Consider the following 25,315-nt stretch of genomic DNA (forward strand, 5'->3'; position numbering starts at 1 on the left):
TATTTTTTTGAAATGTGAATGAAATTAAGTTTTGGTAAAGTTTAGAAATTTATAATGAAATTTTCAGTTTTAATAGTGTAATTCATCTATTACAATCTTTCCTGTTCATCGGATTTTTTAATGGTTTTGGTATTTTTTACAGATTGATTTCCAAAATTATACTTTAGAGAAATAGTAAAACCTTGTGTATCCTGATAATCTAAAAAATAATTATCCTGATTGCCATATTTTGTACTTACTTTTTGTTTTGTTGATTTAAAAATATCATTAAAAATAAGAGCAGTTTCTAATTTTTTATTGAAAAACTTTCTGTTCATTACAAAGTATGCAGACCATGAACTGGATATTCTGAAAGTCCCCTGAATTGCCGGTGAATAATAATTTTGTCCGATTTCCATTTTCCAGTCAGAATTTTTATCCAAAGTAAAACTTGTTGAAATATTAGACACCCAGTTCCAAACTTTATTTTTATTTAAGACTCCATCAATTCCCTTGAAGTAATTTTCATTGTGCTCAAGATTTTCAGAAACCACTAAACTCCACCATGGTTTTATTTCAAAATTTTTATAAAGACTTATTCCGAAAGCTTCTCCTTTTTCAATATTAGTATAATAATAGATCAAATTATTATTTTCGTGTTCTTGAAAAGAAATTTCCATGGAAGGGAAAAGCTCTTTACGGTAGTAAAAATCAATATTCCAGTTTTTAAAAGAGTAAGTTAAATTAAGATTATGAGTAATGGTTGCTTTGAGTTTGGGATCTCCCTGATAATAGGAAAACAGATTGTAGTAAGATTTCGCAGGATTAAGCCAAGAATAAAATGGTCTGCTGATTCTTTTTCCGTAGGAGAATCCAAATTCGTGCTTTTTATCTGTAGTATATTGAGCATAAAATGTTGGAAATAAGCTCCAGTAATTATTTTTATTCACTTCATAAGGTTCCGAAACGATGCCTTCAAGATTTGTCATTTCAGTACGGAGTCCACCTTTAAAATTCCATTTTCCGACATTATAGGCCAAAGATGCATAAAGAGCAAAATTGTGTTCTTTATAATCAAAATTACTGCTTTTTAAAGGTTTGTATTCGAATGAACCATTTTCGTTATCAGAAAAGCTGAGTTTGCTGTCTGTTTTTACAAAACTATATTTAGTACCCGATTCTAATTCTAGCCGATTGCCTTTCCATTGGTAATCTAGCTGTGTGGAATAAAGCTGGACGTTATTTTTATGATCTGTGATGAAGTTATTCTCTTTAGGATTTTGATTGGCGAAATTCAGAAATGTAAGTACATCTTGATATTTCGTGGCGTTATTTCCTGTGAAATAATTAATCCATGAAATACTGCTTTTGTTATTCAGTTTTCTGTCTAACTGAAAGCTTAAAGAATTATTAATAGTCCTCGAGTAATGATCATTAATAGTAGTATAGTTAGATTGAGCAATGTTCTGCGAATTGTAAATAATGGTAGGAACATGGTATGTACCAAAAGATTTTGGATTGAAGTAACCCGAATAATTCAAACTTGCTGTGGTGAGAGTATCGATTTCATATTCAATATTAAAATTTAAGGTATTTTGGCTTTTTGCCTGATCTTTTCGGTTCATTGTGCTTATCCATGTGGTACCATCTTCAGGGTAATTTACATATCCTGTTTCTTCCCTGTAATAAGTGCCTGTTCCTCTAAAATAACTTGCCATCACAGAAATTTTGTCTTTTTTATAATATTGAGAAATACCCGAAACACCTTTTGCATATTGAGTCTGAACGTATTTGGAAGAAATAATTCCGCGATATCCTTCAATTTTGTTCTTCTTCATTACAATATTTAAAACTGCAGAACCTTCAGCTTCATATTTTGCCGGTGGATTGGTAATGACTTCCACAGATTTTACATCATCACCTTGAGTGTTTTCGAGAAAATTTTTGAGTTCTTCGCCACTCATCATCACTTTTTTATCGTTGATGGTTATCAGAACAGACGTTCCGCCCTTTACTGCCAAAAGGTCATTGTTAACAGTTACCTGAGGTGTTTTTTTTAGAATTTCCCATGCATTGAGAGAAGATATATTAGAATTTTCTACATTAAATTCAAGCCTGTCTACTTTTCTTTTCACTAAAGGTTTTTTTTTGGTGAGAGATACTCCTTCAATTTCTTTCTGATTGTTTTTCAGAATAATTTCTATTTTTTTATTGGTGTTTTCAGTATTGATGATCTTTTCGTAGGACAGATAATTTTCGTCCTGAATTTTAATTTTAAAAGACTGATTCGGAATATTTTCAAATGAAAATTCTCCTTCCTGATTCGTGAGTAAACTTTTAAATAAAATATTATCAGCAGAAAATAAATCAATTCTAATAGAATCGAGCGGTTGTTTTTCGGTATTCGATATACTTCCCGATATTTTTTTTGATTGTGAAAAAATGAAAACAGGAAATACCAGAAGTAAAAGATATTTATACATGACAATTGTTTTTGATTGATTGAACACGACAAAATTCTTTATTGAAAATGAATATTTGGGTTAATGGAAGGTTAATGAGAGGTTAATACAAAAAACTAAGTTTTCTAATTGTATATATTTGCCAAGATGATTTCTAGAAGTAAATATCTGGTTTGGCTTTTTGCTGGTCTGTTCCTGCTTTTGTTAGGAATACAGGTTTACTTTATGTATAAGACCTATCAGGTGAAGAAACGAGAAATCTATACTTCGGTTCTTTCTAAAATCACTAAACATATTGATGATTTGGAAGATTTGGGCGAGCTGGATGAACAGGATAAGAAAAGTTCAAAAAATATTCTTACAAAATACGCTCATAAAGAAATCAGTAAAAAAGAATTTCTTAATTATTTTACAGAAAACAGAAATAAAACCAGAAATAAACTCAGCTATTACATTGACAGTCAATTTAAAAAAGAAGGATATAATGTTGCTGCAAGAATTGTTTATTTATCCATTATTTCAATTCCAGACAGTACAAAGCTAATTAAGAATCCTATCATTTTTTATGAAACAAATAATAAGGTAGGGCAACCCGGTGTATCCCAAACCGGAAAATGGGAAACAAAATCTACTTCTACCTCCGGAAAAAATGATACTTTTAAGAAAACAGATTCTTTTCTTATACGAAGTAAAACCGATTTTGAAATTTTAAATATTAACATAATCGTTTTTAAGGAACTCACTTTGCTTATTTTATGTTGTATCGCCATACTTCTCAGTGTTTTACTTTTATATATTTTTACGGTTAATAATCTCATTAAACAGCAAAAACAGGTGGAAGTTCTCCATACCGTGGTAGATAATATTTCTCATGAATTTAAAACCCCAATTGCCACTCTGAAAATTGCATCTAAAACATTAAAAAAAGAGTACAATCCAGAAATTTTTCCTTTAATAGACCGACAAATCTCCAGATTAGAAGATCTCATGCTGCAACTTCACGCCGAAGAAACTATTGAGGGAAATTCAAAAATATATGGGGAAGACTGGGATTTTTTTGTTAATGATTTAGCTTTTACCTATCCAGATACAGTGTTCAAACTGAACAATTTTAGTCCGGAAGTGCTTCCCTTCGATAAAAAGTTAATGGAGACGGTAATTAAAAATCTCTGTGAAAACAGCGTTAAATATGGTGCTTCTAAAATTTTCATGGAATTAAAAACCATTCAAAATAAACTGGAAATTACCATTTCTGATAACGGAATCGGAATGGAAAAAAAAGAACTGAATAGTATTTTTGAAAAATTCTACAGAATACAGTCTAATAACATCCACAACAGTAAAGGATTAGGCTTAGGTTTGTTTTTTGTAAAGAAAATCATCGAAAATTATAACGGTAAAATAGAAGTTTCTAGCGTGGTGAACGAAGGAACAATATTTAAAATTTTTATTCCTTATGAATATTAAAATTCTTTTGGCAGAAGACGATTCAGACTTCGGAATGATTTTGAAACAGTATCTGGAGTTGGAAGGCTTCGAAATTTTTTGGTTTCAGAATCCGGAAGATATTGTTTGTGCTTTAAAGTCGGATTTTAATTTTAATATTGGGATTTTAGATATTATGATGCCCAATATTGATGGTTTTTCTTTGGCGAAAATAATTTTGAAGGAAAAACCAGACTTTCCTATTTTATTTTTAACTGCCAAAAACCAGAAAATAGATCGTTTAACAGGGTTGAAAATTGGTGCCGATGATTATATTTCTAAACCATGCGATCCCGAAGAACTTACTTTGAGAATTAAAAATATTCTGAAAAGATCTGTAATTTCAGAATCGATTACTCAATATAAAATAGGGACTTACATTTTAGATACGGAAAAACTTCTTCTCATACATCCAAATGAAAAGATAAGATTAACGATTCGAGAAAATGAGTTGTTGCTTTATCTTCTTAAATTCAATCATAAAACCATAAAAAGAGATGATATTCTTAATAATCTGTGGGAAACCAACGATTATTTTACAGGAAGAAGTCTCGATGTTTTTATCAGTAGGCTGAGAAAATATTTTCAGCATGATTACGAAATAAAAATCCAATCCCTCAGAGGAATTGGATTTGAAATAAATTTTCCTGAAAACTGATTTCCGTCTAAATTATAATTGTACAGAAGAAAATTTAAGCAAATATTATAATCAATTTGATTTTTTAGCTTTAATCATTGCTTCTAAAGCATCCCACATTTCTTGGGGAATGTCTTCCAGCATATTAAATTCACCTGCACCCTGAAGCCATTCGCCACCGTCTATCGTTACAACCTCGCCATTCATGTAAGCAGAATAATCTGAAACCAAATATGCGGCAAGATTTGCCAATTCCTGATGTTCTCCAACTCTTCTGAGCGGAACTTTTTTTCTCATATCAAATTTTTCCTGCAAATCTCCCGGAAGCAACCTGTCCCATGCACCTTTTGTAGGGAAAGGTCCCGGTGCAATCGCATTAAAACGGATTCCATACTTTGCCCATTCTACGGCAAGACTTCTCGTCATTGCCAAAACGCCGGCTTTTGCACATGCAGAAGGAACTACATACGCAGAACCCGTCCAGGAATATGTGGTTACAATATTTAGAACTGTTCCCGGGATTTTATTATCGATCCAGTATTTCCCGATTGAAAGTGTGCAGTTTTTAGTTCCTTTCAATACGATATCCAAAATAGAATCAAAAGCAGAATGCGTTAATCTTTCGGTTGGCGAAATGAAGTTTCCGGCTGCATTGTTGAGGAGAATATCAATTCTTCCAAACTCTTTTATTGCAGCTTCTTTCATTGCTTCCACTTCGTCCCAGTTTCTAACATCACAAGCTACAGAAAGTACTTTTCCGCCAGTCTGTTCTTCCAGTTCTTTAGCGGTTAACTGCAATTTTTCTAAATTTCTGGATGTGATGACAACTTTTGCGCCGAGTTCCAGAAAATATTTTGTCATTGCTTTTCCGAGACCGCTTCCGCCGCCTGTTACGATAGCAACTTTGTCTTTTAATGCTCCTTCACGAAGCATGGGTTGGGTATATAAGTTCATATTAAATAATATTTTTAATAATGTAAGCTTTGTAAATTTACTGTAAAATTTCTTTTAATTGTTTTTTAAAGCTATGCATGAGATATTAAGTTTCAGGAACAATAAAAAAAGAGGCTATCCCATTAGAGACAGCCTCGTGCTACAATTATTAAATTAAACTAACTGGTTATTTATTAGCTATTACATTTCCTTTAAAAGAAAGGGTTTTAGGAGTTTTCGTATCGCTGGTTGTAACAGTTACTGTTTTAGTAAATGCTCCTGCACTTGCAGCATTATAACTTGCTTCTACAAAACCTTTTGCTCCTGGCTTAATCTCACCTTTTGTATAATTGGCTGTTGTGCATCCGCAAGACGGAGCTACATTTTCTATCATAATTGGTTTTCCTGTTGTATTGGTAAACTCAAATCTGATTAATTTTGGTTTTCCTTGCGGAATGTTTCCTACATCAATAGTTTCAGATTTCCATTTGATGTCTGCTAAAACTTTAATTACAGAAAGGTTTTCAACAGGTAAAACATTTGCATAAAAAGGTGAAAATGCCAAAGCTGCTAAAAGTGCAGAAATTGTAAATTTTTTCATAGGTTTTTTGATTTTAAAAATTAATAATTATTCTAACGTTTATTTGATATAACAAATGTAAAACCCAACTCCGAAAAAAATTGTTAATTGGTATCTAATGTTTGTTAATGAGTTGTTAACAGTATTAAAATTATCTTTTTTTTAAATAATATTGCTTGGAAATATGGAGATTAAAAGACTAAACATCATCATCAGCTTAGGTTTTGTGGCAATTATTGGGATTTTAGTTGCTCAGCTTCTCTGGACAAGGCAGGCTTATCATCTCGAAGACAAAAAATTCAATCAGAAAGTTAATTTGGCTTTACTAGAAGTGGTTAAAAAGCTGTATGGTTCTAAAGTGACTTTTACAGAAAATCCGGTTCAGAATGTGGCAAACGATTATTATGTAGTTAACATTAACAACGAATTTGATCCCGGTATTTTAGAACATTATTTAAAAACTGAATTCACGAGATTTCAGATCAATACAGATTATGTGTATGCTGTTTATAACTGCCACAGCGACCGAATGGTTTACGGAAGATATGTTTCTACCCATGAAGAAGACATTCAGGATAAAGTAATTACCTTCCCGAAGCACAAAAATCTGGTATATTATTTTTCGATTCGTTTTCCGGACAAAACGGCTTATCTTGTAAGTTCTCTTAAATTTTGGTATTTACTTACGATAGCTTTAATTATTATACTTTTTGTATATGTTTACTCTATTTATACCATTATTCAGCAGAAAAAGTTCTCAGAACTTCAGAGAGATTTCATTAATAATATGACGCATGAGTTCAAAACTCCTTTATCATCCATACTTTTGGCGGCAGAAGCATTACATCAGCAAGAAGAGGTTCAAAACAGCAAAAAACTGAAAACTTATGCTTCCATCATCGCCAATCAGGGCAATAAGCTCAATCTTCACATAGAAAAGATTCTTAATATTGCTAAAAACGATGCTTCCGGAGTAAAACTGAATCTCCAAAAACTGAATCTTTCTTTATTTTTGAATGATATTAAAAATCAGATAGAACAAAAAAATGAAAATGTAAAAATCGACATTCAGGTTGAAAACTCCACTCATATTGTTGCAGACGAATTTCATTTCAGCAATATGGTGCATAATATTATAGACAATTCCATAAAATATTGTGAAGAAAATCCTCATATTCAAATTTTTGAAACCAAAGATGCAAAAGGATTATATTTGAAATTTAAAGATAATGGGATTGGGATTTCAAACCATAATATCAATTCTGTCTTTACTCAGTTTTATAGAATTAATACTCAGAAATCGGATGAGGTAAGCGGTTTTGGTCTTGGTTTATTTTATGTAAAAAAGATGGTTCAGCTACACCACTGGAAGATTTCTTTGCAAAACAATACAGATAAAGGCATTACATTGTCGATTTTTATACCCTATCAAAATTAAAAGATGAGTAAATCTAAGATTTTATATGCCGAAGACGATCAAACAATTGCTTTTCTAATTCAGGACAGTTTAGAAAATCATTATGATATCCATTACTGTTCAGACGGAAAATCTGCAATGGAAGCATTTAATAATAACGATTTTGATATTTGCCTTCTCGATATTATGATGCCTAAAATGGATGGTTTTGAACTCGCACAATACATCAGAAACAAAAATTCGGATATTCCTATTATTTTTATTTCTGCAAAATCTTTAAAAGAAGATCGTATTAAAGGACTGAAAATTGGGGCAGACGATTATTTGGTAAAGCCTTTCAGCATTGAAGAATTAATTTTAAAAATTGAAATTTTTCTGAAAAGATCCCGAAAAACAGATGTTCAATCCTCCAATTATGCAGTGGGAAGTTTCTCCTTCGATCCAAAAAATTATATTCTGCAAGATAAAAACGGTAAAGAGGTTTCGCTTACGCAAAGAGAATCAGATTTGTTGTTACTATTCATCAAGAACAAAAATTCTGTTCTTAAAAGACAGGAAATTCTGAATGCAATCTGGGGAGATGATGATTATTTTATGGGACGAAGTCTGGATGTTTTTATATCGAGACTAAGAAAAATATTTTCTGAAGAGGAAAGTATTGCTATAGAAAATATTCACGGAGTTGGATTTCGTTTTGCCGAAAAAACAGATAAAAAATGATAAAAGAAAAGAAACAAGAATAACTGTAAATTTTAAAATCTAAATCTATCCTTGTTTCTTTTACGATATATAAAATTTAATTTTCCACTTCAAAAAGCAGTCGCTCTCCGAATTTTTCTTCATTTATTTTTCCGTTATCGTACACCAAATTTCCGTTCACAAACGTATGGGTAACTTTGGTACTGAAATTCATTCCTTCCAACGGGCTCCAACCGCATTTGTAAAGGATATTTTCTTTCTCAACCGTCCAGTTTTTATTCAAATCCACCAAAACCAAATCTGCCTTGTAGCCTTCTCTGATAAAACCTCTTTTCTCAATTCTGAATAAAATTGCTGGGTTATGAGCCATTTTTTCAACAATTCTTTCTAAAGAAATTTTTCCTTGTTGGAAGTTTTCCAGCATCACCGTTAAAGAATGTTGTACTAAAGGTGCTCCGGAAGGACATTTGGTGTAAACATTTTGTTTTTCTTCCCAAGTGTGGGGTGCGTGGTCGGTCGCAATCACATCAATTCTGTCATCCAGCAACGCTTCCCAAAGTCCGTCTTTATCTTTTTGCGTTTTTACAGCGGGATTCCATTTTATTAAGCCGCCTTTTGTTTCATAATCTTCGTTGGTGAACGTTAAATGGTGAACACAAACTTCAGCCGTTATTTTTTTATCTTTTAGAGGAATATCATTTCTGAAAAGGTCTGTTTCTTTCGCTGTTGACAAATGGAAAACGTGCAATCTTGCTCCCGTCTTTTTTGCCATTTCAATGGCTTTTGAAGAAGATTTGTAGCAAGCCTCTTCACTTCTAATTAAATGATGAAATTTTACCGGAATATCCTCGCCATATTCATCCAGATATTTTTGAGTGTTTTCACGAATTGTAGCTTCATCTTCACAGTGAACGGCAATCAGCATTTTGGTATTGCTGAAAATATTTTCCAAAGTTTCCGGGTTATCAACCAACATATTTCCTGTGGATGAACCGAGAAACAATTTAATTCCGGGAACATTTCTTGGATTGGTTTTCAGAACTTCTTCAAGATTATCATTCGTTCCGCCCATCATAAAACCATAATTCGCAAATGATTTCTTTGAAGCAATCTCGTATTTATCAGCCAATAATTCCTGAGTTACGGCATTCGGAACGGTGTTCGGTTGCTCAATAAAGCTTGTAGTTCCACCAGTGATTGCAGCTCTAGATTCAGATTCAATATCACCTTTCCAGGTTAAGCCCGGCTCTCGGAAATGCACCTGGTCGTCAATCACGCCTGGTAAAAGATATTTTCCGGAAGCATCGATAATTTGGTCTGCTTCTTCAGAAATATTTTTGGCAATTTTAGAAATAATATCATTTTCAATAAGGACATCATTTTCAGAAACTATTCCTTCATTAACGATTTGGGCATTTTTGATGAGAATCTTCATTTTTATTTTTGAGTTTTATTTCTCTGTAAAGTTACGCAATTGCTTTTTGAAAATTGCATATGAAACTCTCAAGAAAACTACGTAAAAAACCTATGAGGTTTGTATTTCTTAAAATTTTACCTTTGTGGAAAATTTTCTACTTTGAAAAAACTACTCAACGAAACCATTATCTACGGAATGGGATCTATTCTGCCAAGAGTAATCACGTTCATCCTGAATCCGTTTTTCATTTATTTTATTAATAAAGAAGAATTTGCCAAGTTTACCAATTTGTATGCTTGGGTTTCGTTCGTGAATATTGTTTTGTCTTTTGGCTTCGAAACTTCATTTTTCCGATTTTCGGCAGAAGAAAAAAATCGTGAAAAAGCTTTTTACACCTCATTTTGGTTTTTACTGGGAACAGCGAGCGTATTTTTAATTTCCGTATTACTTTTTCTGCAACCCATTTCCGAAGCTATTGGTTACGGTGCATATCCAGAATATGTAAAATGGTTCGCTTGGATTGCCTTTTTCGATGCGATTATTGTGATTCCGTTAGCGTGGTTAAGATTCAATAATATGCCGATAAAATACACCGCAATTAGAATCACACAAATCTTGGTTCAGACCTTAGTGGTTCTTTCTTTGTTTTTATTTGTCCCAAAATCAACTTCACAAAATTTAGGGATGGAAACAGGAGTTTCTTACACTTTTGTAAGTAATTTGATTGGAAGTTTAACGGGAGTACTCTTACTGATTCCTATTTTTATGAAAGTAAAATTTCAGTTTTCAGGAGATTTATTTAAGAAAATGCTGAAATATTCCTATCCGATTATGTTTGCTGGTCTGGCATTTATGGTGAATGAAAACTTTGATAAACTCGTTCAAATCAGACTCATCCCTGAAGGTAACGCAGGTGCTTATGGCGGTTGCTACAAACTTGCTGCTTTAATGACGCTTTTCGTTACTGCTTACAGAATGGGTGTAGAACCTTTCTTTTTCAAAAAAATGCATGATGCGAATGCCAAACAAAGCTATGCTGAAGTCACCGAATTTTTCAGTCTTTTTGCTGCCATTACCGCTTTAGGAATCATCGCAAATATTTCTTGGTTGAAAACTCTATTCGTACCCGATCAAGCGTTTTGGGTTGCGATTGATATTGTTCCGATTATTGTTATAGCGAATTTGTTTTTTGGAATTTACTACAACCTTTCTACATGGTATAAAGTAACCGACAGAACCCGAATTGGAACTTATATTTCTTGGAGCGGAGCAATTATTACGATTGCTTTAAACCTGCTTCTTTTACCAAAGTATGGATTGATGGTTTCCGCTTGGGCAACAATTGCAGCATACGGCTTTATGATGATTATCTCCTATATTTTAGGCCAAAAATATTACCCGATTCCTTATAAAACCAAGAAAATTGGTGTAGTGATTTTTGTTTTAATCGTTTTCAGTTATCTTTCATACTCTGTTTTCGACTCTAATGTTTGGATCGGTAATACATTATTGTTAATTTTTGCTGGAAGCATTGCTTTCGGTGAGAAAAAACTACTACTTTCGATCCTTAAAAGGTGAAATAAAATTTATTATATTTGCGGCTTTAGTAAAACGCAGAAAAAATCATTTAGTAACAAAATCAACCTTTAGTATTATCACTATTTACAAGGTTTTAAATAAAAAAATACATGAAAATTATCGTCCCTATGGCGGGAAAAGGTTCCCGATTAAGACCACATACTTTAACGGTGCCTAAACCTCTTATTCCTATCGCGGGCAAACCAATTGTACAGAGATTGGTAGAAGATATTGCAAAAGTTGCTGGAGAAAAAATTGAAGAAATTGCATTTATTATTGGAGATTTCGGTGCAGAAGTAGAGCAATCTTTAATTAAAATTGCAGAAAGCCTTGGTGCAAAAGCGAGTATTTATGTTCAAAATGAAGCTTTAGGAACCGCTCATGCAATAAAATGTGCAGAACAGTCGATGCAGGGTAATGTTGTGATTGCTTTTGCAGATACTCTATTTAAAGCAGATTTTACTTTAGATACCAATGCAGATGGTGTTATTTGGGTGAAAAAAGTAGATGATCCTTCTGCTTTTGGGGTGGTAAAATTAGACGATTATGGTTTCATCACAGATTTTATAGAGAAACCTCAGACTTTTGTTTCAGATCTTGCTATTATTGGAATTTATTATTTCAATTCTGCTGAAAAACTAATGGCTGAAATTAATTATATCATGGAAAATGATATTAAAGTGAGTGGAGAATACCAACTAACAACAGCATTAGAAAATCTTCGTAAAAAAGATGCTAAATTTTCTTTAGGAAAGGTTGATGACTGGATGGATTGTGGTAACAAAAATGCAACGGTAGAAACCAATGGAAAAATTTTAGAGTACGAAAAACATCTTTTTACAGAGTATCCGGAGTCTGCAAATATTCAGAATTCATTAATTATACAGCCTTGTTATATTGGTGAAGGAGTAGAAATTTCAAATTCTAAAATCGGCCCTTACGTTTCATTAGGGAAAGGAACTAAGGTGATTAATTCGAATATAGATAATTCCTTAATACAGGAAAAAACTGTTATCGATCACGGAAACCTTTCCAATTCTATGATTGGAAGTTCTGCACAATATTTTGGAGTAGCCAGAGAGATTTCCTTAGGAGATTTTTCCGTACTCGATTTCCTGTCTAAATAATATTTAAAATACATCATACTAAAACCACACAATACTATTTTGTGTGGTTTGGCGTTAATATTGCAAAAAAAATGAATATGGTTTTAACTTGATAAGGTTTATGACCACTTCAAAGTAAATTTTAAAGATATTTTATGAAAAACTGGGGCTTTTTACTGTTATTAATATTATTGGTGGTTTCTTGTAGGTCTAAAAAAGCTTTGGCTCAGAATTCATCCGAATACGACAGCACTCAGGTGAAAAAATCGGACAGTATAATGGTTCCGAAAGATGCAAAAAATATACAGGACCGTTTAACTTTCTATGAAAACATTCTTCTTCACCCAAAATTCGATGCAGTAAAAATCAGCAGTAAAATTACAGCCGACCAGCTCAGAGTAAGCCCTTTAGACGCAACAATATACATTGAAAACGATAAAAAAATATGGGCAAATATCTCATTTTTAATAATTCCGGCAGCAAGAGCACTCATTACCCCAGAGGGAATTAAAGCTATCGACAGATACAATAAAAATTATATCGATTCTGATTTTGAATATCTTAACAACCTTCTAAATGTTAATTTTATCGACTATAAAACGTTGGAAAAAATACTGATGGGGCGCACCTTTATGAAAATTACGAACAGTAATTCTAATATTGTAAAAAATTCTATGGGTTATCAGCTAACTTCTATTGCGAACCAGAAAATTGTAACAGAAGACAATGTGAGAGAATACAAATTAGAAATGCAGTATACCAACGATTTCAATCTGAATTGGGTTAAATTACAAGATGTAAAATCCAATGACGCTATAGAAATAATTTACGAAAATTGGGAAACATTTCCCAACGAAGTAAAGCTTCCAAAAAATGTTAAAATAATTATAAAAGGGTCAAAATCGAGCCAAATTTTAATTGAAAATACGAAATTTGACTTTTCCAGGATGGAAACACCTTATTCCGTTCCGGGCAGCTACAAGAAAATTGATATTAAATGATTAAAAAAATTAGCATTTTAATAGGCTTTTTGACGTTCGGATTGCAGTTTGGTCAACAAAATAAGGAACAGTTGCAAAAACAGAATGCAGATCTTAAAAAACAAATAGCTCAAATAAATTCAGATCTGGCAAAAACCAGAAATGAATCTAAATTATCTTTATCTTATCTTAATAATGTTAACCAAAAATTAGCACTTAGAGAAAAGGTTTATAACAATACTCAGAAAGAAAAAAGATTCATTGAAGACGAAATTTATCTTCGCCAGTTAGAAATAAACAGACAAAATAGAGAACTTGCCGTTTTAAGAAAAAACTATGCGCAGGTTTTGGTAAATGCCTATAAAAGCAAAGGAGTTCAGAATAAAGTTACTTTTATTTTGTCATCCAAAAGTTTGGGCGAAGCTCTAAGAAGGGTTCGCTACTTAAAAAAATATTCAGATTATCAAGATAAAAAAGCTGCAGAAATTACTACTGCTGCCCAAGATTTGAAAAAATCTGTCGAACTGAAGAAAAAATCTGCTACAGAAAAGGAAACATTATTGGTGAATCAGCAAAAAGATTTAACAACTATTAATGTTGAAAGACAGCAGAAAGAACAATTAGTAAACGATTTTAAGAAGAACGAAACCAAACTTACGGCAGAACTCAGACAAAAACAGGCTCAGTCTAAAGCTCTTGAAGGAAAAATAAGATCTATTATTGCAGAGGAAATAAGAATTGCCAAAGCTGAAGAAGAAAGCAGAAAAAAAGCTGAAGCTGAAAAAATTCGTTTGGCAAAACTTGCTGCAGAAAGAGAAAAGGCAAGAATAGATGCAGAAAATAAAGCAAGAGCTGAAGCTTTAGAAAAACAAAGAAAATTAGCCGAAGCTGAAGCTAAAAAAGCCGCAGATTTGGTTGCTAAAAGAGCAGAAAGCGAAGCTGCCGCAAAAGATGAAGCAAGAAAGTTAGCCGCTAAAAAAGCGTCTGATGAAGCTGCATTGCGTGCCAAAGAAGCCAACGATAAACTTATTGCTGCCAAAGCCGCAGAATCGGATTTGGAAAAGAAAAAGGATGCTGAGAAAAAAGCTGCAGAAACAAAAGCAATGACCAATTTTGGGGTTTCATCTTCCGCAGGAAGCAACTTTGCTGCGAGTAAAGGGAGAATTTCGATGCCTGCGTCAGGAACCATTACTCACAGATTCGGAAGACAGCAACACCCTGTATTCAAATCTATTTGGGAAGAGAATAATGGTATTAAAATAGCTGTATCTAAAGGAACTTCTGCAAGAGCGGTTTTTCCGGGAACAGTTTCTCAGGTAATTCCTTCGGCAGATGGTACAAAAACCGTAATGATAAAGCATGGTGATTATTTCACCATCTATTCTAATCTTAGCAATAATACAGTTTCTAAAAACCAGCAGGTTTCAGCGGGAACTGTTGTAGGAACTGTTGCAGAAGATTTTGATGGAACATATACCTTAGATTTCCAGATATGGAATGGGAATAATGCAGTCGATCCATTAAATTGGGTTGCATATTAAAAATTTAAATTAACTTTGCAAAAATAAAAAAAATGAATTTTTTAACGATATTAACACCATTTGCACCGTGGCATTGGATTTTGGTAATACTTGTAATCTTATTGCTTTTCGGTGGAAAAAAAATCCCTGAATTAATGAAAGGTCTAGGATCTGGAATTAAAGAATTTAAAGATGCTGCTAGAGAAGATAAACCAGAATCGAAAACGGAAAACACATCTTCTAACAATACAACGAACAGCAACTAAAAACTCTTTGTTTTCATGAATTTTTCGGAAACTGCCTGGAAAGTCTTCAATCAATCTATTGAAGACTATCATGTATTAGATAACGTAGAAACAATACCATCAAACCCATTTTCTGAAGGAAGTTTGGAACGTATTTTGTATGCTAAGAACTGGATTGACACCGTGCAATGGCATTTAGAAGATATTATCAGAGATGAGAATATTAATCCGTTGGAAGCTTTGCAACTTAAAAGAGCAATAGATGCATCCAACCAAAAAAGAACAGATCTCGTAGAATTTATAGATGGTTGGTTTTTAGATCAATATAAAAATATAGATCCTAAAGCGGAAGCGAAAATTAATACTGAAACTCCTGCGTGGGCAGTAGACAGACTGTCTATTTTAGCTTTGAAAATTTTTCATATGGATTTAGAAGCGAATAGAGAATCTGCAACAGAGCAACATAGAATTGCATGTCAGGCGAAATTAGATGTTCTTCTTTCTCAAAAGAGCGATTTATCTACTTCGATTGATCAGTTATTGAAAGATATAGAAAACGGTGATGTTAAGATGAAAGTATACAAACAGATGAAGATGTATAATGATGAAAGTCTTAACCCAATCCTTTACCAAAAGGAGAAAAAATGAAAAGACTTTGTATTCTCGGAATAGTATATATTTTTATGACTTCCTGTGCTACAGAAAAGCTGAATCTTTCCCCAATTTCCAGTAATGTATCATCTGGTGGAGATTCGGACACAAGCAAGGGAATCACGATTAATATTTCCGAAAATATAAATGCTTCCGAAATTACCAAACTTATTTCTTCATTTCCGAAGTTTTCCAATTCAGCTTTAAACGATGAAATTGTAAGTTTAAAGTATACTCTTCAGAATTATCTTTATGCAATTGAAGCTGGAAACATCAGCGGAAAAAGCAAAACCTTAAAGAGCATGGAGAAATCTTACAAAAACATGCAAAAGCTTCGCAAGTACCTTAAGAAGGATGACGATGAAGTTCTTAACAGATATTTGGTAAGAATAAAAACCAATATTTCTGTCATAGAAAATGCTGTAAATACCAAAAAATAAACAAATTATAATTATTCAATGATTAAAATTCAGGCGGAAGCTAACGTTCCTACAGAACATGGTACTTTCCGAATGATCGCTTTTTCGGATAACGAAAACGACTGGATGCCTCACATGGCAATAATTGCTGAAAATACCGACTTTTCAAAACCCGTTAATGTACGTTTTCATTCTGAATGCATTACAGGAGAGGTTTTTCACTCTAAAAAATGCGAATGTGGGCAACAGCTGGATGCGGCAATGAAATTTATGCATGAGAATGGAGGTGTAATCGTATATCTCCGACAGGAAGGCAGAAACATAGGGATTATCAATAAACTCAAAGCATATTCACTTCAGGAAAAAGGATATGATACTGTTCAGGCAAACCTTCAGCTTGGACTTCCTGCAGATGACAGGAATTTTTCTGTAGCTATAGAGATTTTGAACCAACTTAATATTAAAAATATCAATCTTCTCACCAATAATCCTGAAAAGGTAAAATTTGTTGAGCAGAGTAATGTTCATCTCAATTCCAGAATTCCTTTACAAATTCCTGCTAATGAAATAAGTAAAGGTTATCTTAAAACCAAGAAAGATTTCTTCGGTCATTTTTTAGATGAATGAGAACAAATCAAAATTAAAAAAACAAAAGCTCCGAATTACAGAAGTAGTTCGGAGCTTTCTATTATAAAAATTTGAAAAGATTCTTATTTATTTTATAATTTGTCATTAATATTAAAATATTTAATAACTGCATTATAATCACTGTAATCTACAGGTGTAGATGTTTTACCTGCAACTCCAGGAACTAAAACAATTCTGAATGTTTGGTTTACTAAAAATTGAGATTTTTCATCATTCGTCATCTGTGTAGACTGGTTGAAATTAGCTTCTGTTCTTATTTGAACATCTGTTGTAGTAAAATCGAAGTTATAATCTAACTGTCTGTCTGCAGGAAAAGATAAGTTATCATCTAAGTAAAATGTTTTTGGAATTTGTTGCCAAATTGCACCATTACCTGTTCCAACATTTCTATAAACTAAAACCACAGTAGTATTAGAAATACTTAGGGGTTGTGTTAATTTGTAACCCCCACCAGAAGTGAATGTACCTGTTACATCTTTTACTTGTGCATGTGCTGTATTATCTACAACAGTAGTATCATCTCTATTGTCACAACTTATAGTTACGGTTAATAAAGATATCGCCAATATGGAAAATAGTTTTTTCATTTTAAAAAGTTTAATTGTATAATCGAAATCAAAACATATACCAAAAAATATAAAAAGTTTAGTTTCATCTTTTTTTTAGTTGTATTTTTGTTTACGTTCGCAATCTTATGAATAAATTATTATTTAACACCCTTTTCTTTGTTATTATTTTCGGCTCAAATGTAGCGGCACAATATCAGCCTAAGAATATTTCCAAAGGAGATTTAAAAAAAGCTGAGGAATGGGTAAGTAAAACCTATGACAACCTTTCTCAGGATGAAAAATTGGGGCAGCTTTTTATTGTTGCACTTTATACTAATAAAGACGAAAATCACATAAGCCAGATTAGAAATATTGTCGTAAACGACAAAATTGGAGGGTTGATTTTGATGCAGGACGATGCTGCAAGAGAAATATCGCTCGTTAATGAGTTTCAGCAGAAATCTAAAATTCCTTTAATGATCGGGATGGATGCAGAATGGGGAGTCTACCAGAGAATTGCAAAAGCACACAAATTCCCTTGGGCAATGACTTTGGGAGCTATCCAAGACAAGGAATTAATTTATGAAATGTCGTCTAAAATTGCCGAAGACTGCAAAAGAATGGGAATTAACTGGGATTTTGCTCCCGTTGTGGATGTAAATACCAATCCGAACAATCCCATTATCGGAAACAGGAGTTTTGGATCTGATGTTTCTAATGTTACCAAATCAGCATTATCTTATGCAAACGGTTTACAGGATCATCAAATACTTGCGGCAATAAAGCATTTTCCTGGACATGGAGATACCAATACCGATTCTCATTTAGATCTTCCAGTAGTTTCGCACCACTTAGACAGATTGAATTCGGTTGAACTTGCTCCTTTCAAATCTTTAATGAATAAAGGTATTGGCGGTGTAATGGTTGCCCATTTGTATGTGCCAAGTTTGGAATCTGAAAAAGGAATTCCGGCTTCAATATCTAAAAATATTATCACCGGATTATTAAAAGAAAAATTAAATTATAAAGGTCTTATCATCACGGATGCTCTTAATATGGGAGCTGTTGCCAATAAATATAAGCCCGGAGAATTAGATGCTCTTGCTTTTAAAGCTGGAAACGACATTATGCTTTTTTCGCAAGGTGTTTCCGAAGGTAAAAGATTAATCCAGAAGGCAATTGATAATGGAGAAATTTCTCAGCTGAGAGTAAAAGAAAGTGTAAAAAAAATACTTCTTACAAAATATTTTTTAGGACTTCATCAATATACTCCAAGAAATCCTGAGAACATCGATTACGATCTCAATAATGATTCGCATAAAAAAATTGTTCAGAATCTTTATTCTAATGCTCTTACATTATTGAAAGATGAAAAAAAACTTCTTCCCCTAAAATCTGAAAAAACATACTATTATGTCCCTTTAGAAGAAGCGCCATACCAGAATTTTGCAGAACGGGTAAATATAAACTCTAATGTTATTTTAAAAAAAGCTTCAGAAATATCTTCTATCCCTGTAAATTCTACAGTGATTATAGGGTTTCACAAAGATAACTCTACAGCTTATAAGCCTTATAAAATTTCTGCAGAGTCTAAAAAAATATTGGCGGAATTAGCAAAAAAACATCAGGTTATTCTAAACGTTTTCGGAAGCCCATACGCATTGAAAGATGTTGATATTTCTAAAGTTTCTACAGTTTTGGTTGCTTATGAAAACAACGAAGATTCTATGAATGCTACTGCTGAAGCACTGAACGGTAAAACCAAAATATGGGGAAGACTGCCTGTTTTAGTAAATGATAAATTGAAAGCCGGAATGGGAACAGATTTAAAATCCTGTTCAAAATAAATAATATAAAAATATGAAAATAGGAATACTTTGCTACCCAACTTACGGCGGAAGCGGAATTGTAGCTACAGAACTTGGGATGTCTCTTGCCAATAAAGGGTATGAAGTACATTTTATTAGTTCTGCACTTCCTGCAAGATTAGATATAACCAATCCCAATATTTTTTTTCATAAGGTAAATGTACAGACTTATCCTCTTTTCCAATATCAACCTTACGATATTGCATTAAGCTCTATGATTTACCGGGTGGTTAATCTCTACAAGCTCGATCTTCTTCATGCACATTATGCAATTCCTTATGCGTATGCTGCTTTTACAGCAAAACAAATGCTGAAAGAAGACGGTAATGATATTCCTTTGGTTACCACTCTCCACGGAACCGATATTACCTTGGTTGGGCAACATCCAAGCTACAAACATGCGGTAGAATTTTCCATCAACCAGTCGGATGCGATTACTTCTGTTTCTGAAAGTCTTAAAAAAGATACCTTACAGTTTTTCAATATTAAAAAAGAAATTCAGGTGATTACCAATTTTATTGATAATTCTGAGTTTGATGAATGTAATGATTGCCAAAGAACTCAGTTTGCCAATCCCGACGAAAAGATTCTCATCCACGTTTCAAACCTCAGACCTGTAAAAAGGGTTGAAGAAGTATTGCAGATTTTCAAAAATGTAGAAAGAAAAGTAAAATCTAAGCTTATTATTATTGGGGAAGGACCAGAAATGGAAAAAGTAAATCAGTTTTTGGAAGAAAACCCACATCTAATTTCAAAAATAAGACTTTTAGGAAAAGTGAATGATCTTTATAGAATTTTGCAGCTTTCTGATGTATTTTTATTGCCTTCTGAACAGGAAAGTTTCGGTTTGGCGGCTTTGGAAGCGATGGCTGCGTATACTCCGGTAATAAGTTCCAACGCAGGAGGAATTCCGGAAGTGAATATTCAGGGAGAAACCGGTTATCTTGCAGAAATTGGAAATGTAGAAGCAATGAGCAATTACTGCATTAAATTATTAAGTAATGAAGAGCTTTTAGCTCAAATGAAAATTAATGCTAAAGAGCAGGCTGTAAAATTCGATCTTAAAAATATTCTTCCTGTTTACGAGCAAATGTATAAAACAACCATTGAAAGATTTAAGGAAGAACTAACTTCATCATAAATTTATGATCTATTAATAAAGATATTTTTATAAATAACAAACCCATCAAATTACTGATGGGTTTGTTATTATTTTTTAGGTAAAAAAATCTCTGCGAGCATACAGCGTGCACTTCCTCCGCCATTTACTTCAATTGTATGGAGATCCAAATAGATAATTTCACAATATTTTTCAATATTTTCAATCTGATTTTTATCTAAAGATTGGTATGCAGTCTGGCTCATTACCAAAAACTTTTCACCCTCTTTATTTTGTAACTGAAGCATATTTCCGGCAAACTGTTGCATTTGCTCTTCGGTAATTTCTATAATTTCTTTTCCCGAATTTTTAATGGTTTCAATTACTTTGCTTCTTTCCAGTTCATCATCAATACAATCTAAGCAGATGACTACAAAGCGGTCTGCAACGCACATCATTACATTGGTATGGTAAATTGGCAGTCTTTCGTCTCCAACCGTCTGAAAAGAATGGAAAACGATGGGTTGAAACCCGTATTTTTCGCAAAATTCTCTGAAAAGATGTTCGTCTAATCTTAAGGAAATAGATCCGTAAGCAATTTTATGATCATGATCGAAAATCATGCTTCCTGTTCCTTCCAAAAAATGACCCTGAGTTTCAGGAAAAGACCAATCATCTATTTCTGAAACTTCAAAACCTTGGTTTTTAATGGTTTCTATGATGTCTTCTCTTCTTTCCACTCTTCGATTGGATGCAAACATTGGGTAAAGAACTACTTTTCCGTCTTTATGAAAACTTACCCAGTTATTAGGGAAAATAGAGTCTGGAGTATGAGGATCTAAAGTATCTTTAATACTGATAACATTAATTCCTTTGCTTTTCAGTTTTTCAGCAAAAACTTTATATTCAGCTAAAGCTTTAGACTGTATATCTGCTCCTTTTTGTTCAATCTGAAAATAATTATTCTCTGCCGTTTCTGCATTATATCCGAATGCAATGGGCTCTATCATTAATACCGTATCTGTTGTCTGCATATTTTATTTTTTTTGAATTTTGCTGAACTTCCGTAACAAATTTTTGCTTTAAAATTTATAATTCAGTTACCTGAACTTTATTATTCTCTAACCAATGGCATGGTAGAACAACGAAGGAGTCCGCCCATTTTAGAAATTTCTCGGTAAGGAATTTCTTCCACCGTGATTCCCCATTCGTTTCTAAAATGATTATTCATTCTTGTAAAAGTTTTATCTGAGACGATAACTTCCGGCGAAATAGAGAAAATATTAGGAAACATTTCAAACATTTCTTCGTCTGTAACTTGGAAGCAGTTTTCTTCTCCGAAAATATCAATAATTAAATTATAATCGCTTTCATCTACAAATCCGTTCTTATAAATAATGCATTTGTCTTTCCCAATCGGATTAAAAGTACAGTCTAAATGTAAAATTCCCTGATATGGCTCTTTGTCATTTTTTTTCAGCTCCAGATCAATAATTCTCTTTTTCGGAAAATATTCTTTAAGAATTTCAATTGCATATTCGTTGGTACGTGCTGTTTTATAGCTTCTGTAATCTTCACTAAAGCAGGTTCCTATGAAAAGAAAATCGTTCCAAACAATTACATCGCCTCCTTCAATATGAGCAGTTTCCGGTAGGTTGATGATTTTTCTCCATTCTACCTTTTCAAAAACTTTTTTGTATGCATCCTGCTCATCGGCTCTGTCTGTAATTACATTAGAAATAATCATTTTGTCGTCTATAACGAACGCGACATCTCTTGCAAAAACCTGGTTGTAATCTTCAATAATATCGGGACGGAAAACCTGCACATCGTATTTCTTAAGAACGGCTTCAAAAGCATTCATTTCGCTAATGATATCCTGTTCTTTAGGGTAAATATTGTGTTGTATAGTATGATAAGATTTGGCATCGTAACTTTCTTCCAGAGTAGGAACCGATCCCATAGAACTTGGCTGTCCCAGTACAACAGATTTTAATCTTCCTGTTTCGTTTTTAATATTTAATTTCATAAATAATGAGAATTAAGCAAATATAAACAAACGAAGGCTAAAGGAAAAGTTTTTTGCTTTACGGAAACCATAAGAAAATTTCAGGAATTTTGAAATTGGAAGAAATGCAATTTAAATCATCTGAAGTTTAAATAAAATTCAGATAGAATTATTAAGATTGATGTTTTTTGTGAGGATAAAATCTTCCTATTTTATTTGCGGAATTTTTATTCTCTGTCAAAACGGGCTAGTTTTTTATCAATCCAAATCGTTGCAAAAGGGAAAAATGCAGCAATAATAGTAAACACAGTATCTTCATCATCCCACTGATATATTTTTCTCATCGAAGAAAGAAAAAGCAGATACATGGAGAAGAAAAGACCGTGCAAATTTCCGATTACAATAATGTATATTGTAGGCAATATACTTTCTTTGTCGGTACGAATCCAGATCATGGCTGTAAAAAGAAAAAACCAGGAAACGGCTTCTGCAAGACAGATTCGCTTAAACCATCTTATCATCTGTTCCTGAGAATATTTTGAAAAAAACCGTTCTATAAAATTCATTATTAACTAACTTTAAAAGTTATTTTTAGCATCTGCATTTAATCTCTATAAAAATTGCTTCCGTCCAGATAATCGAAAACTTCCGGTGGCAACATTGGTCTAACATTCTTTCCGTCTTTAATCATATTTCTTATTTCTGTGGCAGAAAGCTCAATGATGGGAGCATGTATTACAGAAATATTATCGTGTTGAATGTTAGAAGTTTCTTTTGCCTGATTTGTGTCTATTCTTGGGTAAACAATTATATGATGATTTTCTATGAGAAGATCAGCATTTTTCCATTTGTGAAGAGAGTTTAAATTATCTTCACCCATAATAAGGCTGAAAGAATAGTTTGGATATTTTTCTTTTAAATAAGTAAGAGTGTCTATGGTATAGCTGGGTGTGGGAAGTCCGAATTCTACATTAGAAGCTCGCATAGAAGGATAATTTTTTATTGCAAGTTCTACCATTTCTAGTCTGTTATTATCTTTTAAAAGAGTTTTTTTCTCTTTGAAAGGATTTTGGGGACTCACTACAAACCAGAGCTCATTCATGTCCGAATTTTCCAGAATATAGTTTGCCAAAATTAAATGCCCAATATGAATAGGATTAAAAGAACCGAAAAATAAGCCGATTTTTTTCATTTTTAGAACTTTGAAATTATTGTAGCTTCTGGTTTTAAATTAATTTTGAATTTAGAATTGAATTTCAAATCAGTTTTAAGTTTCCAATGGAACTTTCCGTGAAATTTACCTTAATCTCTGAATTTTACGTCTTTTATATTCAGGCAGTGGGTAACATTTCCTTTCCAATGATTTTCTTCGAGAGTAAAGGCGATATCGAAAGATTTACTTCTGAAATCATCCGCAAACTGTCCCAATTTAAAGCCAATACATTCAATATTTCTACCGGTAGATTCTTGTCTGATGTAAAATTTAAGGTGATTATTATCTTTTCCCATCGTTTTTACATACCCTGAAATTTTTTGGTTTTTCAAAACAAGATTTGGTTTCATATTGTGAGGTCCAAAAGGGGCAAGCTTTCGGTGAAAATTAATAAAATCACGGTTAATTTCATCAATATGAACCTCAGAATCTATTGTAATAGAAGGTTCTTTCTGATGTTCCTGAATTTTTTCGGCAACTATTTTTTCAAATTTAATTTTGAATTCCTCAAAATTGCTCTTTTCCATAGAAAGTCCTGCTGCGGCATGATGACCGCCGAATTTCAGGAAATATTCCGAACACATATCCAATGCTTCATGTACATCAAAATCGGATACAGACCGAGCCGAAGCTACCATTTCACCATTATTACCGTCTGTAAAAACCAAAGTAGGTTTATAATACGTTTCGGTAAGCCTTGAAGCTACAATTCCTATAACGCCTTTATTCCATTCCGGATGATAAACGATGGTAGAAAATTTGGTTTCCTGCTGAGATTCTATAATTTGGTTGAGTGCTGAAAGAGTAGAATTCATGTCCAGCTCTCGCCTTTCATCATTCAGATTCATGATATCGCTTACAATTTGATGGGCATGCTTCAGATTATCCGAAACCATGAGTTCAACAGCGGCTTTACCATGTGAAATTCTTCCTGCGGCATTAATTTTTGGAGCGATTTCAAAAACAATATTAGATATTTCGAAATGAGATAGCTTATCTTCAGGAATTAAAAGTCTAAGCCCCATATTTCGGGTTTTTCTCAGAGTTTTAAGTCCCATTTTTGCCAAAACTCTGTTTTCTCCCGTCATAGAAACGATATCTGCTGCAATAGAGATAGCCAGAAGATCTGTAAGCTCAAAAAGTTCTGCTTCCGGAATTTTGTAAATCGTATTAAGTCCTTGGCAAAGCTTAAAACCAACACCACAACCCGAAAGTTCTTTAAAAGGGTATCTACAATCACTTCTTTTAGGATCGAGAACTGCTGTAGCATTAGGAATTTCTTCTCCCGGCAAATGGTGGTCGCAGATAATAAATTCAATATCCTTGCTTTTGGCATAATTAATCATGTCGATTGCTTTTATACCGCAATCTAAAGCAACAATAAGGGTAAAACCGTTTTCTTTGGCGAAATCTATTCCTTCGGTGGAAATACCGTAACCTTCGGAATTTCTGTCGGGAATATAAAAATCTAAATATTTTTTCTGAACAATTTTACTCAAATAAAGATACATTAAGGCAACAGCAGTGGTTCCGTCTACATCGTAATCTCCATATACCAATATTTTTTCTCCGTTTTCGATAGCTGTAGCAATGCGTTCTACCGCTTTTTGCATGTCTGCCATTAAAAACGGACTGTGGATATCGGTCATATTGGGTTTGAAAAATTCTCTTGCCTTCCGATAATTGTCAATTCCTCTGAGAACTAGCAGTTTGGATTCAAATGTTCCAAAACCAAGTGACGAACTTAATCCGTCCACAATTTCTTCATCGGGTTCGGGCTTGTAAATCCATTTTTGACTCATTTCACAAAAATAGGGAATTAA

The 25,315-nt window shown here is 33.1% G+C and carries 24 protein-coding genes; 14 read left to right on the plus strand and 10 right to left on the minus strand.

The features are described 5' to 3' along the window. Nucleotides 1-89: 89 nt before the first annotated feature. Nucleotides 90-2,462, minus strand: coding sequence for an outer membrane beta-barrel family protein (locus MTP08_RS02110; protein WP_243576857.1), 2,373 nt, complete (start codon nucleotides 2,460-2,462; stop codon nucleotides 90-92). Nucleotides 2,463-2,588: 126 nt separating this feature from the next. On the opposite strand from MTP08_RS02110, the gene MTP08_RS02115 reads away from it, so the two are divergent. After that, the gene (locus MTP08_RS02115; protein WP_243576858.1) at nucleotides 2,589-3,908 is read left to right on the plus strand and encodes a sensor histidine kinase; all 1,320 of its coding nucleotides are present in this window, start codon (nucleotides 2,589-2,591) and stop codon (nucleotides 3,906-3,908) included. Continuing rightward, a complete protein-coding gene (locus tag MTP08_RS02120) occupies nucleotides 3,898-4,584 on the plus strand; it encodes a response regulator transcription factor (protein ID WP_243576859.1) in 687 nt (228 codons plus the stop codon). The genes MTP08_RS02115 and MTP08_RS02120 overlap by 11 nt, the downstream gene beginning before the upstream one ends. A gap of 51 nt (nucleotides 4,585-4,635) precedes the next feature. On the opposite strand, the gene MTP08_RS02125 is transcribed toward MTP08_RS02120, so the two are convergent. Both MTP08_RS02125 and MTP08_RS02130 read right to left on the minus strand, forming a co-directional pair. Further along, nucleotides 4,636-5,517, minus strand: coding sequence for an SDR family oxidoreductase (locus MTP08_RS02125; RefSeq protein WP_209390300.1), 882 nt, complete (start codon nucleotides 5,515-5,517; stop codon nucleotides 4,636-4,638). Nucleotides 5,518-5,683: 166 nt separating this feature from the next. After that, nucleotides 5,684-6,097 carry a DUF1573 domain-containing protein gene (locus MTP08_RS02130; protein WP_209390301.1) on the minus strand — a complete coding sequence of 138 codons (414 nt, stop codon included), beginning with the start codon at nucleotides 6,095-6,097 and terminating at the stop codon, nucleotides 5,684-5,686. Between the two features lie 163 nt (nucleotides 6,098-6,260). Between MTP08_RS02130 and MTP08_RS02135 the strand changes: the two genes are divergently transcribed. Continuing rightward, nucleotides 6,261-7,514 (plus strand): sensor histidine kinase, encoded by a 1,254-nt coding sequence (locus MTP08_RS02135; protein WP_243576860.1) that lies wholly within the window; start codon nucleotides 6,261-6,263, stop codon nucleotides 7,512-7,514. 3 nt (nucleotides 7,515-7,517) lie between these two features. Then, a complete protein-coding gene (locus tag MTP08_RS02140; protein ID WP_243576861.1) occupies nucleotides 7,518-8,213 on the plus strand; it encodes a response regulator transcription factor in 696 nt (231 codons plus the stop codon). Between the two features lie 76 nt (nucleotides 8,214-8,289). Here MTP08_RS02140 and MTP08_RS02145 read toward each other — a convergent pair whose 3' ends face one another. Further along, entirely contained in the window at nucleotides 8,290-9,627 is a 1,338-nt protein-coding gene (locus MTP08_RS02145) for a dihydroorotase (RefSeq protein ID WP_243576862.1), read from the minus strand. A gap of 141 nt (nucleotides 9,628-9,768) precedes the next feature. Here MTP08_RS02145 and MTP08_RS02150 point away from each other — a divergent pair, with 141 nt between their 5' ends. The 8 genes from MTP08_RS02150 (at nucleotide 9,769) to ribA (ending at nucleotide 16,735) form a co-directional block, all read left to right on the plus strand. Continuing rightward, nucleotides 9,769-11,187: a lipopolysaccharide biosynthesis protein gene (locus MTP08_RS02150; RefSeq protein WP_243576863.1), complete on the plus strand. Its 1,419-nt coding sequence runs from the start codon at nucleotides 9,769-9,771 to the stop codon at nucleotides 11,185-11,187. A gap of 110 nt (nucleotides 11,188-11,297) precedes the next feature. After that, nucleotides 11,298-12,314 (plus strand): sugar phosphate nucleotidyltransferase, encoded by a 1,017-nt coding sequence (locus tag MTP08_RS02155; protein WP_209390305.1) that lies wholly within the window; start codon nucleotides 11,298-11,300, stop codon nucleotides 12,312-12,314. Nucleotides 12,315-12,448: 134 nt separating this feature from the next. Next, a complete protein-coding gene (locus MTP08_RS02160; RefSeq protein WP_209390306.1) occupies nucleotides 12,449-13,294 on the plus strand; it encodes a DUF4292 domain-containing protein in 846 nt (281 codons plus the stop codon). Next, complete coding sequence (locus tag MTP08_RS02165) at nucleotides 13,291-14,814, plus strand: murein hydrolase activator EnvC family protein (protein WP_243576864.1); 1,524 nt, start codon at nucleotides 13,291-13,293, stop codon at nucleotides 14,812-14,814. The genes MTP08_RS02160 and MTP08_RS02165 overlap by 4 nt, the downstream gene beginning before the upstream one ends. A 32-nt stretch (nucleotides 14,815-14,846) precedes the next feature. Beyond that, nucleotides 14,847-15,059, plus strand: a complete 213-nt coding sequence (locus tag MTP08_RS02170) for a twin-arginine translocase TatA/TatE family subunit (RefSeq protein WP_243576865.1) — start codon at nucleotides 14,847-14,849, stop codon at nucleotides 15,057-15,059. 15 nt (nucleotides 15,060-15,074) lie between these two features. Beyond that, nucleotides 15,075-15,686: a DUF4254 domain-containing protein gene (locus tag MTP08_RS02175; protein ID WP_243576866.1), complete on the plus strand. Its 612-nt coding sequence runs from the start codon at nucleotides 15,075-15,077 to the stop codon at nucleotides 15,684-15,686. After that, nucleotides 15,683-16,129, plus strand: coding sequence for a hypothetical protein (locus MTP08_RS02180; RefSeq protein WP_243576867.1), 447 nt, complete (start codon nucleotides 15,683-15,685; stop codon nucleotides 16,127-16,129). Before MTP08_RS02175 ends, MTP08_RS02180 begins: the two co-directional genes overlap by 4 nt. A gap of 18 nt (nucleotides 16,130-16,147) precedes the next feature. Then, the gene (gene ribA / locus MTP08_RS02185; RefSeq protein WP_243576868.1) at nucleotides 16,148-16,735 is read left to right on the plus strand and encodes a GTP cyclohydrolase II; all 588 of its coding nucleotides are present in this window, start codon (nucleotides 16,148-16,150) and stop codon (nucleotides 16,733-16,735) included. A gap of 92 nt (nucleotides 16,736-16,827) precedes the next feature. Here ribA and MTP08_RS02190 read toward each other — a convergent pair whose 3' ends face one another. Beyond that, a complete protein-coding gene (locus MTP08_RS02190; RefSeq protein ID WP_243576869.1) occupies nucleotides 16,828-17,343 on the minus strand; it encodes a hypothetical protein in 516 nt (171 codons plus the stop codon). 107 nt (nucleotides 17,344-17,450) lie between these two features. On the opposite strand from MTP08_RS02190, the gene MTP08_RS02195 reads away from it, so the two are divergent. Together MTP08_RS02195 and bshA are read left to right on the plus strand one after the other, a co-directional pair. Further along, nucleotides 17,451-19,151: a glycoside hydrolase family 3 protein gene (locus tag MTP08_RS02195; protein WP_243576870.1), complete on the plus strand. Its 1,701-nt coding sequence runs from the start codon at nucleotides 17,451-17,453 to the stop codon at nucleotides 19,149-19,151. Between the two features lie 13 nt (nucleotides 19,152-19,164). Beyond that, nucleotides 19,165-20,313, plus strand: a complete 1,149-nt coding sequence (gene bshA / locus MTP08_RS02200; protein WP_209390314.1) for an N-acetyl-alpha-D-glucosaminyl L-malate synthase BshA — start codon at nucleotides 19,165-19,167, stop codon at nucleotides 20,311-20,313. Nucleotides 20,314-20,381: 68 nt separating this feature from the next. On the opposite strand, the gene ctlX is transcribed toward bshA, so the two are convergent. The 5 genes from ctlX to recJ form a co-directional block, all read right to left on the minus strand. Further along, complete coding sequence (gene ctlX / locus MTP08_RS02205; RefSeq protein ID WP_243576871.1) at nucleotides 20,382-21,305, minus strand: citrulline utilization hydrolase CtlX; 924 nt, start codon at nucleotides 21,303-21,305, stop codon at nucleotides 20,382-20,384. Nucleotides 21,306-21,385: 80 nt separating this feature from the next. Then, nucleotides 21,386-22,300, minus strand: a complete 915-nt coding sequence (locus MTP08_RS02210) for a dimethylarginine dimethylaminohydrolase family protein (RefSeq protein WP_243576872.1) — start codon at nucleotides 22,298-22,300, stop codon at nucleotides 21,386-21,388. 206 nt (nucleotides 22,301-22,506) lie between these two features. Further along, a complete protein-coding gene (locus tag MTP08_RS02215; protein WP_243576873.1) occupies nucleotides 22,507-22,845 on the minus strand; it encodes a DUF3817 domain-containing protein in 339 nt (112 codons plus the stop codon). A 38-nt stretch (nucleotides 22,846-22,883) separates the two neighbouring features. Continuing rightward, nucleotides 22,884-23,471, minus strand: coding sequence for a nicotinate (nicotinamide) nucleotide adenylyltransferase (gene nadD / locus MTP08_RS02220; protein ID WP_209390318.1), 588 nt, complete (start codon nucleotides 23,469-23,471; stop codon nucleotides 22,884-22,886). Between the two features lie 110 nt (nucleotides 23,472-23,581). Then, a complete protein-coding gene (gene recJ, locus MTP08_RS02225; RefSeq protein ID WP_243576874.1) occupies nucleotides 23,582-25,294 on the minus strand; it encodes a single-stranded-DNA-specific exonuclease RecJ in 1,713 nt (570 codons plus the stop codon). Between the last annotated feature and the right edge of the window lie 21 nt (nucleotides 25,295-25,315).

This window comes from Chryseobacterium oryzae (assembly GCF_022811665.1).
Taxonomy (GTDB): Bacteria; Bacteroidota; Bacteroidia; order Flavobacteriales; family Weeksellaceae; genus Chryseobacterium; species Chryseobacterium oryzae.

Excerpts from the sequence above, each read along its gene's own strand:
- MTP08_RS02110 (WP_243576857.1), bottom strand. The coding sequence starts at position 2,462 with ATGTATAAATATCTTTTACTTCTGGTATTTCCTGTTTTCATTTTTTCA.
- MTP08_RS02115 (WP_243576858.1), top strand. The coding sequence starts at position 2,589 with ATGATTTCTAGAAGTAAATATCTGGTTTGGCTTTTTGCTGGTCTGTTC.
- MTP08_RS02120 (WP_243576859.1), top strand. The coding sequence starts at position 3,898 with ATGAATATTAAAATTCTTTTGGCAGAAGACGATTCAGACTTCGGAATG.
- MTP08_RS02125 (WP_209390300.1), bottom strand. The coding sequence starts at position 5,517 with ATGAACTTATATACCCAACCCATGCTTCGTGAAGGAGCATTAAAAGAC.
- MTP08_RS02130 (WP_209390301.1), bottom strand. The coding sequence starts at position 6,097 with ATGAAAAAATTTACAATTTCTGCACTTTTAGCAGCTTTGGCATTTTCA.
- MTP08_RS02135 (WP_243576860.1), top strand. The coding sequence starts at position 6,261 with ATGGAGATTAAAAGACTAAACATCATCATCAGCTTAGGTTTTGTGGCA.
- MTP08_RS02140 (WP_243576861.1), top strand. The coding sequence starts at position 7,518 with ATGAGTAAATCTAAGATTTTATATGCCGAAGACGATCAAACAATTGCT.
- MTP08_RS02145 (WP_243576862.1), bottom strand. The coding sequence starts at position 9,627 with ATGAAGATTCTCATCAAAAATGCCCAAATCGTTAATGAAGGAATAGTT.
- MTP08_RS02155 (WP_209390305.1), top strand. The coding sequence starts at position 11,298 with ATGAAAATTATCGTCCCTATGGCGGGAAAAGGTTCCCGATTAAGACCA.
- MTP08_RS02160 (WP_209390306.1), top strand. The coding sequence starts at position 12,449 with ATGAAAAACTGGGGCTTTTTACTGTTATTAATATTATTGGTGGTTTCT.
- MTP08_RS02165 (WP_243576864.1), top strand. The coding sequence starts at position 13,291 with ATGATTAAAAAAATTAGCATTTTAATAGGCTTTTTGACGTTCGGATTG.
- MTP08_RS02170 (WP_243576865.1), top strand. The coding sequence starts at position 14,847 with ATGAATTTTTTAACGATATTAACACCATTTGCACCGTGGCATTGGATT.
- MTP08_RS02175 (WP_243576866.1), top strand. The coding sequence starts at position 15,075 with ATGAATTTTTCGGAAACTGCCTGGAAAGTCTTCAATCAATCTATTGAA.
- MTP08_RS02180 (WP_243576867.1), top strand. The coding sequence starts at position 15,683 with ATGAAAAGACTTTGTATTCTCGGAATAGTATATATTTTTATGACTTCC.
- ribA (WP_243576868.1), top strand. The coding sequence starts at position 16,148 with ATGATTAAAATTCAGGCGGAAGCTAACGTTCCTACAGAACATGGTACT.
- MTP08_RS02190 (WP_243576869.1), bottom strand. The coding sequence starts at position 17,343 with ATGAAAAAACTATTTTCCATATTGGCGATATCTTTATTAACCGTAACT.
- MTP08_RS02195 (WP_243576870.1), top strand. The coding sequence starts at position 17,451 with ATGAATAAATTATTATTTAACACCCTTTTCTTTGTTATTATTTTCGGC.
- bshA (WP_209390314.1), top strand. The coding sequence starts at position 19,165 with ATGAAAATAGGAATACTTTGCTACCCAACTTACGGCGGAAGCGGAATT.
- ctlX (WP_243576871.1), bottom strand. The coding sequence starts at position 21,305 with ATGCAGACAACAGATACGGTATTAATGATAGAGCCCATTGCATTCGGA.
- MTP08_RS02210 (WP_243576872.1), bottom strand. The coding sequence starts at position 22,300 with ATGAAATTAAATATTAAAAACGAAACAGGAAGATTAAAATCTGTTGTA.
- MTP08_RS02215 (WP_243576873.1), bottom strand. The coding sequence starts at position 22,845 with ATGAATTTTATAGAACGGTTTTTTTCAAAATATTCTCAGGAACAGATG.
- nadD (WP_209390318.1), bottom strand. The coding sequence starts at position 23,471 with ATGAAAAAAATCGGCTTATTTTTCGGTTCTTTTAATCCTATTCATATT.
- recJ (WP_243576874.1), bottom strand. The coding sequence starts at position 25,294 with ATGAGTCAAAAATGGATTTACAAGCCCGAACCCGATGAAGAAATTGTG.